Below are 11,693 nucleotides of genomic sequence, written 5' to 3'. Positions count from 1 at the left end.
TCGCGGCCTCGCTCGAGCAGGGCAGCGGAGCGTCGCCGGGCTCAGGGCACCGACTCTGAGGCGAAGAGGGATCGCGGCCGGGCGAGGAAGAGCAAGCTCCGACTTGTAGACGTTGCCGATCCCGGCGACCGCCGACTGACGCATGATCGCGTCGCCGAGCGGGACCTCGCCCAGAGCGCGGAGCCGGGCGACGGCCCGTCGAGGTCGGCGTCGGGGTCGAGCAGGTCGGGGCCGAGCGTGGCGAGGACCCGGTGCCTGGCCAGGCCGCGCGGGCCGAGGAACTCGAGCGCCTCGGGCGAGAAGCAGGGCAGCACGCGGCGCTGGGTATGCAAGACGATGCGCGCGCGCTCGCGGGGCAGCTGCCACGGCTCGCCAAGGCGGTAGCTATGCCACGAGCCGGTCATGCCCATGTGCGTCCAGATCGCCACGGGCAGGCCGCCCGGCTGCTCGACGCCCGCGCCCTCGAGGGCAGCGCAGTGGATCAGCAGGTTCTTGCCGCGGGCCTCGACCCGCTCGACCACGCGCCCGGGCAGGCGCCAGTCCTCGGCCGCCGCGAGCTCGCAGTCGACGGCCTCGAGGCGGCGGCCTGCCAGGAGCGCGCGCAGGTCAGCGCCGTCGCGTGCAAGGTGTCGCCCTCTGGCATCCGGGCAGTCTATCAGGCCGGGATCTTCGACCCCGAGTTTGCTGACGCCCCCATCCCCGCGACGACGCGACGGTCATGCGCTCCGCGCCGCCTCATCGAGAATGTCGACTTTGGCGAAGAAACTGCCCTGTCACCATTTTGAAGCGAGAACTAGCGAAAACGAGCATTGAAACACCGAGGCAAAAGAGGACATCTTTTTTATCCACATGAAGATTTCTAATGCGGATATGCTGGCTTCGCCTTTTAGTCACTGGAGCATTTTCATGCACATCCACCGCAGCACCCTCTCAACCTACGCCTGTCCACCTTCGCCCTGATCGCCCTCGCCCCGGGCCTCGCCCACGCCGGCACGATCACCGCCCAGGGCAACGTCACCGCCCTCGACGACGTCAGCCAGCTCCAGGGCATCGTCGGCACCGCCGACTTCGACAGCGGCACGTCGGGGGCCTCCATGAGCCTGACCCAGTACACGGCCGAGGGCGCGACCTGGCACACCGGCGCCCTCTCGGACATCCTCGCCGGCGTCGACGAGGCCGGCAGCGCGAGCACGCCCCTCTATCAATCCAACTTCGCCAACTTCCCCACGCCGATCGCCGGCGGGGGCGTGGCCGAGGCCTCTACACCTACTTTGGCGGCGCCGTGACCTTCAGCGAGCCCGTGACTCAGGTCGGGCTGACCGCGGGCAAGAACGGGACCCAGTACCTCACGGTCTGGGATGAAAACGGCGACATCCTCGGCCAGGTGACCTGGGTCCCGAACAGCGACTCGGCCTTCATCGGCCTCGACACCAACGGCGTGCCGATCGGCATGGTCACCTACGGCAACGACGACGTCTGGAGCGGCGTGACCTACGGCATTGGCGGGGCCACGATCATGTCGGACACGTGGATCTGGGCCCTGGGCACGCAGTGTGAGGTCGACAGCGACTGTGAAGACGACGGTAACGCCTGCACCGACAACCTCTGCGAGGCCGGTCAGTGCGTGTATCCGACCAACGAAAACCCCTGCGACGACGGTGACGCCTGCACCGACGTCGACACCTGCATCGACGGCGAGTGCGTGGGCACGAGCATCGACTGCGACGACATGAACGTCTGCTCGCAGGACGCCTGCGACACCGAGCTCGGCTGCGTCTACGAGTTCACGGAGGGCTGCTGCGCCAGCGACGAGGACTGCCTCGAGGGCGAGATCTGCGACCTCGAGGCGAACGCCTGCATCCCCGACCCCGATCCCGGCGACACCACGGACACCGGTGAGGACACCGGCGAAGACACCGAGAGCGACACGGACGACTCGGGGACGGAGGAGTCCTCGTCCGACGACGGCTCCACCAGCAGCGAGGACAGCGGCGATACCGACGACACCAGCGATTCGGGCGGCGAGTCTGGCGGGGACAGCTCCTCCGAGGGCAGCGGTGACGACGACGACGTCGGCGAGGACACCTTCGGCGGATCCCTCGACACCTTCGGCAACGACGAGGGCGGTGAGGACGGCTGCAGCTGCGCGGCCCAGGGGCGCCGCGGTGATGGGCTGCTCGGCCTCTTTGGCCTCGCCCTACTCGGCCTTCTGCGCCGACGCCGCGACGATTGAGGTGTTCGGCTCCCTGTCGTGACATCAAGTGACCGACTGGCACCAACGCAAAAAAACAAACATCCATTGCTAACATAGCTAGTCCTGGGTCATAGTTTCCTCGATGCGGAAACTATCTCTCCCCACATTCCTTATCTTCTCGTCGCTCATCATGGCATGCGGTGACGAATTGGTGAGCGTCGATGAGGGAGGCGACGAGGCTGGGGACTCCGGGGGTAGCGAGGACGCCTCCACCCCCGAGGCCATGCTCGTCGAGGCCCTCGGCATCTCGATCACCGAGGTCGAGGCCAACCAGGGCACCCGCGTGGCCATCGGCGGCCCCGATGGCGCGTGGCTGTCCGCCGCAGACCGCTCCGTGCCGCTGGTCGGCGACCGCGACACCTTGATCCGCGTGCACTTCGAGATCGCCGAGGGCTGGGAGCCGCACAACGTCACGGCTCGGCTCCACGTCTACCCGCCGAGCGGGGACGAGGCCACGGTCCACGAGCAGCGGCTGCTCGTGGAGAGGGACTCCTCGCCGACCGCCATGTCGCGGACCTTCTACTTTGGGCTGTCCGCCAGCACGGGCGAGACCGCCCCTGGCACCCGCTACCAGGTCGAGCTGGTCGAGTACGACGTCGACCAGTCCGTGGACTTGCCGGCGATGAGCGCGGTCAACCCGGCCACCGGTCCCGAGCTGATCGGCTTCGAGTCCACGCCCATGGAGCTCGACATCGTGCTCGTGCCCATCGAGTACCACGGCGCCGAGGAGGGCGGGGTCCGGCTCCCGGACCTCAGCCAGGACAACGTCGACCGGCTGATCGACCGGCTGTTCGAGCACAACCCGCTCCAGAAGATCAACTACGAGATCCGGGCCGAGCCCGTGGTCTACGAGCCCTTCCTCGAAGAGCTCGGCTCGCTCTTGTCGATCATGGCCGAGACCAAGCAAAGCGACGACGCCGCGGACAACGTCTACTACCACGCGCTGATCGACACGGGCTGTGAGATCGAGGGCTGCCTGAACGCGGGCGCGGTCGGGATCGCCTTCGTCGCCGGGGCGACCAGGGACGAGTCCTTTGCCCGGGTGGGCGCGACGATCTGGCACGATCTCGACGCCACCGCCAACACCTTCGTGCACGAGGTCGGGCACAACCAGGGCCTGAGGCACGTCGCATGCCCGGGCGGAAGCTCGGCCAACAACGACTCCAGCTACCCCCACGCCAATGGCAACATCGGCAACTGGGGCTACGGCATCCGCAGCTTCTCGCTGCACAACCCCACCGCCAGCTACGACTACATGAGCTACTGCGACCGGACCTGGACTTCGGACTGGACCTTCAACAAGACCTACGAGCGGATCCAGACCCTGACCAGCTGGAACAACGAGTCCTCGAGCTCGAATGACAACCCAGGTCAGGTGCTGATCGGCGCGCTCTACCCGAGCGGCGCCGAGGACTGGTTCGTGGTCGACGGCGGCGTGGCGGTCGACACCCTCGACGCCAGCGAGCGCGTCGACTTCGAGGTCGGCGGGCTGACCATCGAGCAGCCGGCGGCCGTGCACACCCTCAGCGACGACGAGACGGTCTGGGTCGTCACGCCGGTGCCCGAGAGCGTCGGCTTCGCCGCGCTCGACTCGCTCACCCACGTGCGAGCCGGCGTGCCACGCCGGGTCCTCAGCCCCTCCGAGGTGCGGATCTCCGCGCGAAAGGTTCAAAACCCCTAGGAGCGCGTTCATCACATGTGCCGGCGGCCGGCCCATGACAATTTGCAGCACTCGCTGACAAATATCACAATCCTTCACATTGCTACCCGAATGAGCATATGATCATTGAAGACAGCTTCGCCTCTGAACTGCCATCATGTCTTTCGCTCATATTTCCCGTGCTCTGCGTCTGCCCACCATCATCCTGATCGGCCTCGTTCCCGGCCTGGCCCACGCCGGCACGCTCACCACCCACGGGAACGTCACCGCCCTCGACGACGTCGACCAGCTCCAGGGCATCATCGGCACCGCCGACTTCGACAGCGGCACGTCGGGGGCCTCGATGAGCCTGACCGAGTACACGGACCAGGGCGCGACCTGGCACACGGGGTCCTTGTCGAGCATCCTGCCTGGCGTCGACGAGCCGGGCAGCGCCTTCGCCCCGAGCTACGAGGACGACCTCGAGTACTTCATCGCGCCGATCGCCGGCGGGGGCGTGGCCGAGGGCCTGTGCATTCGCAGGGGTGGGGCCGTGACCTTCAGTCAGCCCGTGACTCAAGTCGGGATGACCTTGAGCAGGAACGAGAACCAGTACCTCACGGTCTGGGCTCAAGACGGCGAGCTCATCGGGCAGGTCGACTGGATCCCCGACCTCGACTCGGCCTTCGTCGGCATCGACACCAACGGCGTGCCGATCGGCATGGTCACCGCCGGCAACGACGACGTCTGGGGCGGCGAGACCTACAACTTCGGCGGGTTCGTGAACTACTCGGACACGTGGCTGTGGGCCACGGGCATGTCTTGCGAGAGCGACGCCGATTGCTCGGATCTCGACGGCAACACCTGCACCCAGACGGTCTGCGTCAACGAAGCCTGCGTGGAGCAGGACGATCCCAACGGATTTTGTGCAGACGACGGCGACACCTGCACCGACGACGTCTGCGAGGCCGGCGAGTGCGTGCACCCCGTCAACGAAGCACCCTGCGACGATGGTGACGCCTGCACCGACGTCGACACCTGCATCGACGGCGAGTGCCTCGGCGCGACCATCGACTGCGACGACATGAACGTCTGCTCGCAAGACTCCTGCGACCCCGCGCTTGGCTGTGTGTTCGAATTCGTGCTCGAGAGCTGCTGCGTCTCCGACGCAGACTGCTCCGAAGGTCAGCTCTGCGACCCCGACACCAACACCTGCATCCCCGACCCCGACCCCGACCCCGACCCCGACCCCGACCCCGACACGGGAGACAGCGACACGGGGGGCGACACCACGGGCAACGATGACGCAGGTGACACGAGCGGCGAGTCCGGAGGAGAATCCTCCTCCGACGACGGTGGTGACGACGTCGGTGACGACGGCGGCGAAGACACTCTTGGTGGCTCGTCCGACACCGCCGGCGGCGACCTGGGTGATGAAGGTTGCAGCTGCGCGACCCAGGGGCGCCGCGGTGATGGGCTGCTCGGCTTCTTTGGGCTCGCCCTGCTCGGCCTGCTGCGCCGACGACGCGACGATTGAGGTCTTCGGTTCCCTGTCGTGACACCAAGTGTTCGGTTGGCACAAAACCAAAAAACAAACATCTATTGCTAATATATCCAGTATCGAGTCATAGTCTCCTCGATGCGGAAACTATCTCTCCCTACATTCCTCATCTTCTCTTCGCTCGCCATGGCATGCAGTGCTGATTCGATGAGTATCGACGAGGGGGGAGACGAGGCCGAGGGCCTCGGGAGCGAGGCCGAGGGCCTCGGGAGCGAGGACACCGCCCCCGAGGGGGGGCTCGTCGAGGCCCTCGGCATCTCGATCACCGAGGTCGAGGCCAACCAGGGCACGCGCGTGGCCATCGGCGGCCCCGATGGCGCGTGGCTGTCCACCACAGACCGCTCCGTGCCGCTGATCGGCGACCGCGACACCTTGATCCGCGTGCACTTCGAGGTCGCCGAGGGCTGGGAGCCGCACAACGTCACGGCTCGGCTCCACGTCTACCCGGCGAGCGGGGACGAGGCCACGGTCCACGAGCAGCAGCTCCTCGTGGAGGAGGACTCCTCGCCGACCGCATTCTCGCGGACCTTCTACTTTGGGCTGTTCGCCAGCACAGGTGAGACCGCCCCTGGCACCCGCTACCAGGTCGAGCTGGTCGAGTACGACGTCGACCAGCCCGTGGACTTGCCGGCGATGAGCGCGGTCAACCCGGCCACCGGTCCCGAGCCGATCGGCTTCGAGTCCACGCCCATGGAGCTCGACATCGTGCTCGTGCCCATCGCGTACTACGGCGCCGAGGAGGGCGGGGTCCGGCTCCCGGACCTCAGCCAGGACAACGTCGACCGGCTGATCGACCGGCTGTTCGAGCACAACCCGCTCCAGAAGATCAACTACGAGATCCGGGCCGAGCCCGTGGTCTACGCGCCCTTCCTCGAAGAGCTCGGCTCGCTCTTGCCGATCATGGCCGCGACCAAGCAAAGCGACGACGCCGCGGACAACGTCTACTACCACGCGCTGATCGACACGGGCTGTGCGATCGAGGGCTGCCTGGGCGGGGGCGCGGCCGGGATCGCCATGCTCGCCGGGGCGACCAGGGACGAGTCCTTTGCCCGGGTGGCCGCGACGATCTGGAACGATGCCGATCTCGACGCCACCGCCGACACCTTCGTGCACGAGGTCGGGCACAACCAGGGCCTGGGCCACGTCGCATGCGCGAGCGGAAGCCCGGACTACACCGACCCCACCTACCCCCACTCCCAGGGCAAGATCGGCAACTGGGGCTATGGCATCCGCAGCTTCTCGCTGCACAACCCCACTGTCAGCTATGACTACATGAGCTACTGCCGCCGGACCTGGGTTTCGGACTGGACCTTCAACAAGACCTACGAGCGGATCCAGACCCTGACCAGCTGGAACAACGAATCCTCGAGCTCCGATGGCGAGCCGGGCGTTCCCGGCAGCCAGGTCTTGATCGCGGCGCTCTATCCCAGCGGGGCCGAGGACTGGTTCGTGGTCGACGGCGGCGTGCCGGTCGACACCCTCGACGCCAGCGAGCGCGTCGACTTCGAGGTTGGTGGGCTGACCATCGAGCAGCCGACGGCCGTGCATACCCTCAGTGACGACGAGACGGTCTGGATCGTGGCGCCGATGCCCGAGCGCGTCGGCTTCGAGCAGATCGACTCGATCACCCATGTCCGGGCTGGGCTGCCCAGGCGGGTGCTCAGCCCCTCCGAGGTTCGGGTCGCGGGGCTAAGGGTTCAAAATCCCTGACGAAAAAGAATACCGGCGGCCAGCTGGTAACGATTCGTAACACAGCTCGAGGAGAGCGAGCATTTCGAGACCGAGGCAAAATGGGACCTCGGTCTCTTCGTTTTGCTGATTCGAATGGGGATATGATCGCCCGGCCTTTTATCACTGGAGTGTTGTCATGCATCCCCCTCGCCGCGTCCTCTTCGATCTGCGCCTTTCCACCCTTGCCCTGATCACCCTCGCCCCGGGCCTCGCCCACGCCGGCACGATCACCGCCCAGGGCAACGTCACCGCCCTCGACGACGTCAACCAGCTCCAGGGCATCGTCGGCACCGCCGACTTCGACAGCGGCACGTCGGGGGCCTCCATGAGCCTGACCCAGTACACGGCCCAGGGCGCGACCTGGCACACCGGCGCCCTCTCGGACATCCTCGCCGGCGTCGACGAGGCCGGCAGCGCGAGCACCCCCACCTATCAGAACAACTTCGCCAACTTCCCCGCGCCGATCGCCGGCGGGGGCGTGGCCGAGGGCCTCTACACCTACTTTGGCGGCGCCGTGACCTTCAGCGAGCCCGTGACTCAGGTCGGGCTGACCGCGGGCAAGAACGGGACCCAGTACCTCACGGTCTGGGATGAAAACGGCGACATCCTCGGCCAGGTGACCTGGGTCCCGAGCAGCGACTCGGCCTTCATCGGCCTCGACACCAACGGCGTGCCGATCGGCATGGTCACCTACGGCAACGACAACGTCTGGGGCGGCGTGGCCTACGGCGTTGGCGGGGCCACGATCATGTCGGACACGTGGATCTGGGCCCTGGGCACGCCCTGTGAGAGCGACGCCGACTGCGTCGAGAACGACAACCCCTGCACCCTGGCGGCCTGCGTGGACGGGGCTTGCGTGCAAGAGGTCGACCCCGACGGCGTCTGCGAAGACGACGGCAACGCCTGCACCGACGACCTGTGCCAGGCCGGCGAGTGCGTGCACCCGACCAACGAAGACCCCTGCGACGACGGCAACGCCTGCACCGACGTCGACACCTGCGTCGACGGCGAGTGCCTCGGCGAGGACATCGCCTGCGACGACATGAACATCTGCTCGCAGGACTCCTGCAACTCCCAGCTCGGCTGCGTCTACGAGTTCACGGAGGGCTGCTGCGTCAGCGACGAAGACTGCCTCGAGGGCGAGATCTGCCACTTCGGCTCGAACTCCTGCATCCCCGACCCCGACCCCGACGGCGACGACACCACCGACGAGTCCACCGAGGACTCCGGCGAGGACACCGAGGGCAGCACGGAGGACTCCGGGACGACGGAGGACTCCGACAGCGGGTCCTCGAGCAGCGACGACTCGGGCGACACCGCCGGCGAGTCCGGCGAGGACTCCTCCTCCGGGGGCAGCGGCGAGGACGATGTCGGCGACGACACCTTTGGCGGAGGGCCGCTCGACACCTTTGGCTACGACGACGAAGGTGGCGAGGGCGGCTGCAGCTGCGCGACCCAGGGGCCACGGGGCGGGGGGCTGCTCGGCCTCTTCGCACTCGCCGCGCTCGGCCTGCTGCGCCGACGCCGGGACGACTGAAGCGCGCCTCGGCTAGGTCCGCGGGCGCCCGGGCCCGGTCACTCGAGTGGGGGCGGCGGCCCAGGCCTGCGCGCGCACGCAGTGACCCGCCCGGCGCCCGCGGACCCGGCCGAGGCCCTCGAAACCCCGAGGCGCTCGCCAGAAGCTCGCTCAGCGCCCCCAGACACAGCACCCGAGCCCCTCCGCGCCCCCGCTGGGGCTCGGTTTCAAAATCGGCGCGGCGCGGTAGACTGCGGCCGCGTGACGCCAGAGATCCTGATCGTCGGCGACCCGGCCGGACGCCGAGCGCTCGCCGAGACGATCGCGGGGCTCGGCTACGAGGTCGCCTCCTGCCAGCCCCGCGAGCTCAACCGCCGCGTGCGAACCAGCTCGCCGCCCGCGGCGATCATCGCGTGCATGGAGGATCTCGACACCGACGTGCTCCTCGCCAGCCTGCGCAGGACCCGTGCGGGGGCCTCGATCCCCGTCCTGCTCTACGGTCGGCTGGGCGGGGAGCTGCGCGATCTCGCCGACGTCCTCGACATCGGCGCGGATCACTTCCTCGAGGAGCCCGCCGACGAGCGCGAGCTGGGCGACGCGCTCAATCAGTACGCCGGGCCCGCGCAGCGCCAGCACGCGGATCCGCGCGAGCGGACGGGCGAGCGGACCGGCGCGCGGGCGAGCGAGCGGACCGGCGCGCGGGCGAGCGAGCGGACCGGCGAGCGCCGCCCCCGAGGCGAGGCGGCCCAGAAGTCTCCCAGGCGCGAGCGCGGCGACGCGCCTCAACCCCGCCCCCGGGGCGGCCTCGACGAGCTCCACCGCACCCTCGACCGCCTCGAGGCCCGGCTCCGCCACGAGCACGACAGCAACCCCGGCGAGGTCGACCTCGACGAGCTCGGCCTCGACCGTGTCCCCGACGTCGACGCCGCCAACGAGCACCTCGACGAGGGCGATCCCCTGGTCACGGAGATCGGCGAGCACCTGCGCGGCAGCAGCCGCGACGAGTCCGTGCGCAGCGACGTCCCCACCGCCGTCAAGAGCCCCGCCAAGGCCACCCACGAACGCCGCCGCGACCCCATGCGGCGCACCAGCCAGCTGCCGCCTCGCAGCCTCGACCCCGAGCACGACACCGGCCGCGTCGACCGCGAGTTCGAGCCGGAGTCCGAGAGCGACCCGCAGCTGCGCACCCGAGCCTGGCAGCGACCGGCCAGCGAGGGCCCGCTGCGCCCCCGCAAGCCCCAGCGAGACACGGGGAGCCGCAGCGCGGTGCTGCTCGGGCGACGCCCAGGACGCGAGCGCTTCGACGATCCCAAGACCCGCGGCGAGCCCTGGCCCGACCAGCGCGAGGCCCTCGACTTCGCGCGCCGCGACACCCTCGAGCACGACCCCGCCGAGCGCGGCCACAGCGAGCGCAGCTCCTCTTTCCGCGCCCCCGCCGAGCGCAGCCACAGCGAGCGCAGCCAGTCCTTTCGTGCACCCGCCGAGCGCGGCCACAGCGAGCGCAGCCAGTCTTTCCGCGCCCCCGCCGAGCGCGGCCACAGCGAGCGCAGCCAGTCTTTCCGCGCCCCCGCCGAGCGCGGCCACAGCGAGCGCAGCCAGTCTTTCCGCGCCCCCGCCGAGCGCGGCCACAGCGAGCGCAGCCAGTCCTTCCGTAGCTCCAGCGAGAGCTCGGCGGAGCTGCGCGGCTACACCTGGGGCAGGAGCCCCAGCGGACAGCGCGAGCGCAAGCGAGACCGCGGCCAGGACCGCGGCCAGGACCGCGGCCAGGACCGCGGCCAGGACCGCCCGGGCGGCGGCTCGAGCTACGCCCGCCCCAAGCGAGGCCCACGCCCCGGCGAGCCCGAGCCGCGCGCCAACCTCCACCGCCCGCACCACCAAGACCGCGGCCGCGAGCTCCCGGTCGATCCCAGCGTCAGCGAGACCGGCCGGATCGCCGCCGAGACCTCCGTCGCGGCGCTGCTGTGGACACTGCATCGCCTGCGCTTCACTGGCCGCCTCCGCGTCCAGCGTCAGCGCGTGGAGAAGTCGATCTGGCTGCGCGACGGCGAGCCCGCGTTCGCGCGCAGCAACGCGACCAGCGATCGCCTGGTCGACGGGCTGCTGCGCCGCGGCGTGCTGACCCGCCCACAGTACGAGACCGCCCGGCGCCTCGCGGCCAAGGAGCCGCGCCGCGCGGGGGCGCTGCTCGTCGACGCCGGCTTCCTCAAGCCGCGCGAGCTCGAGGTCCTGCTCCGCGAGCACCTCGCCCGGATCATCGACGCGACCTTCCCCTGGGCCGAGGGCAACTGGACCACGGAGCCCGGCGAGCGCAGCGACGAGCCCGTGCAGCTCGACTTGCCCGTCGAGGCCCTGCTCCTCGACGGCGTGCGCTACCGCTTCGACGCCGCCCAGCTCGAGCGCCACCTCGACGAGCGCGTGGGCCGGGGCGCGATGATCCCCAAGCTCCGCGCCGACGAGGACGACATCGACGAGCTGCTCGCCGAGCTCGCCGAGCGCTTCCGTCTGCTGCCCGAAGAAGAGGGCTGGCTGCGCCGCTTCGACGGGCGCCTGGGCGTGGCCGCGCTGCTCGCCGAGGGCGCCGACGAGCAGGGGTTGTTCGCGCTGCTCTACACCCTCGCGCTCACCGAGCTCGTGGATCTGCGCGAGCAGCCCGAGCTTCAGCCCGAGGGCGAGCGCGAGCCCGCGACGATCGACGGCGAGCGCGTGCTCGAGCGCCTGCGCCTCGCTCGCGAAGCCGACTACTTCGAGCTCCTCGGCCTCGGCCGCGACGCCTCCCGCGGTGAGATCCGCCAGTCCCACGCCGCGCTGAGCAAGACCTTCGCCGACGATGCCCTCGAGCTCGAGACCCGGCGCCGCTACGCCCGCGAGCTCCGCGAGCTCCGGGCTGCGCTCGAGGAGGCCCGCGACATCCTGATCGACGACGCGATGCGCTCCGCCTACCTCGCGCACCTCACCGAGCCCGACGCCTGAGCGCCACCACCCGAGCCCTCCG

Annotated in this window: 8 protein-coding genes; 7 read left to right on the top strand and 1 reads right to left on the bottom strand. The window is 69.3% G+C overall.

Annotated elements, in window-relative coordinates; translation table 11 throughout:
* Nucleotides 1–41: 41 nt before the first annotated feature.
* Nucleotides 42–593 carry a DNA-formamidopyrimidine glycosylase family protein gene (locus tag G6O69_RS37800; RefSeq protein ID WP_346017169.1) on the bottom strand — a complete coding sequence of 184 codons (552 nt, stop codon included), beginning with the start codon at nucleotides 591–593 and terminating at the stop codon, nucleotides 42–44.
* Nucleotides 594–1,094: 501 nt separating this feature from the next.
* On the opposite strand from G6O69_RS37800, the gene G6O69_RS37795 reads away from it, so the two are divergent.
* The 7 genes from G6O69_RS37795 to G6O69_RS37765 all read left to right on the top strand — a co-directional run bounded on the left by G6O69_RS37795 (nucleotide 1,095) and on the right by G6O69_RS37765 (nucleotide 11,671).
* Nucleotides 1,095–1,286: a hypothetical protein gene (locus tag G6O69_RS37795; RefSeq protein ID WP_176397350.1), complete on the top strand. Its 192-nt coding sequence runs from the start codon at nucleotides 1,095–1,097 to the stop codon at nucleotides 1,284–1,286.
* Nucleotides 1,283–2,233 (top strand): hypothetical protein, encoded by a 951-nt coding sequence (locus G6O69_RS37790; RefSeq protein WP_176397349.1) that lies wholly within the window; start codon nucleotides 1,283–1,285, stop codon nucleotides 2,231–2,233. The genes G6O69_RS37795 and G6O69_RS37790 overlap by 4 nt, the downstream gene beginning before the upstream one ends.
* Nucleotides 2,234–2,405: 172 nt before the next feature.
* Nucleotides 2,406–3,935 carry a zinc-dependent metalloprotease family protein gene (locus G6O69_RS42605; RefSeq protein ID WP_172302427.1) on the top strand — a complete coding sequence of 510 codons (1,530 nt, stop codon included), beginning with the start codon at nucleotides 2,406–2,408 and terminating at the stop codon, nucleotides 3,933–3,935.
* A 136-nt stretch (nucleotides 3,936–4,071) separates the two neighbouring features.
* Nucleotides 4,072–5,430: an MYXO-CTERM sorting domain-containing protein gene (locus G6O69_RS37780; protein WP_172302428.1), complete on the top strand. Its 1,359-nt coding sequence runs from the start codon at nucleotides 4,072–4,074 to the stop codon at nucleotides 5,428–5,430.
* A gap of 171 nt (nucleotides 5,431–5,601) precedes the next feature.
* On the top strand, nucleotides 5,602–7,164 hold the full coding sequence (locus G6O69_RS37775) for a zinc-dependent metalloprotease family protein (RefSeq protein WP_172302429.1): 1,563 nt from the start codon (nucleotides 5,602–5,604) through the stop codon (nucleotides 7,162–7,164).
* A 157-nt stretch (nucleotides 7,165–7,321) separates the two neighbouring features.
* Nucleotides 7,322–8,722: an MYXO-CTERM sorting domain-containing protein gene (locus G6O69_RS37770; protein WP_172302430.1), complete on the top strand. Its 1,401-nt coding sequence runs from the start codon at nucleotides 7,322–7,324 to the stop codon at nucleotides 8,720–8,722.
* Nucleotides 8,723–8,962: 240 nt separating this feature from the next.
* Entirely contained in the window at nucleotides 8,963–11,671 is a 2,709-nt protein-coding gene (locus G6O69_RS37765; protein WP_172302431.1) for a DUF4388 domain-containing protein, read from the top strand.
* Nucleotides 11,672–11,693 lie beyond the last annotated feature (22 nt).

It is taken from the genome of Pseudenhygromyxa sp. WMMC2535 (assembly GCF_011083025.2).
The sequence above is the reverse complement of the archived record's forward strand: the minus strand, read 5'-3'. Positions and strand labels throughout refer to the sequence as shown.

Bases quoted from the DNA above. Each gene is read 5' to 3' on its own strand.
- G6O69_RS37795 (WP_176397350.1), top strand. From the start codon at position 1,095: ATGAGCCTGACCCAGTACACGGCCGAGGGCGCGACCTGGCACACCGGC.
- G6O69_RS37780 (WP_172302428.1), top strand. From the start codon at position 4,072: ATGTCTTTCGCTCATATTTCCCGTGCTCTGCGTCTGCCCACCATCATC.
- G6O69_RS37770 (WP_172302430.1), top strand. From the start codon at position 7,322: ATGCATCCCCCTCGCCGCGTCCTCTTCGATCTGCGCCTTTCCACCCTT.
- G6O69_RS37775 (WP_172302429.1), top strand. From the start codon at position 5,602: ATGAGTATCGACGAGGGGGGAGACGAGGCCGAGGGCCTCGGGAGCGAG.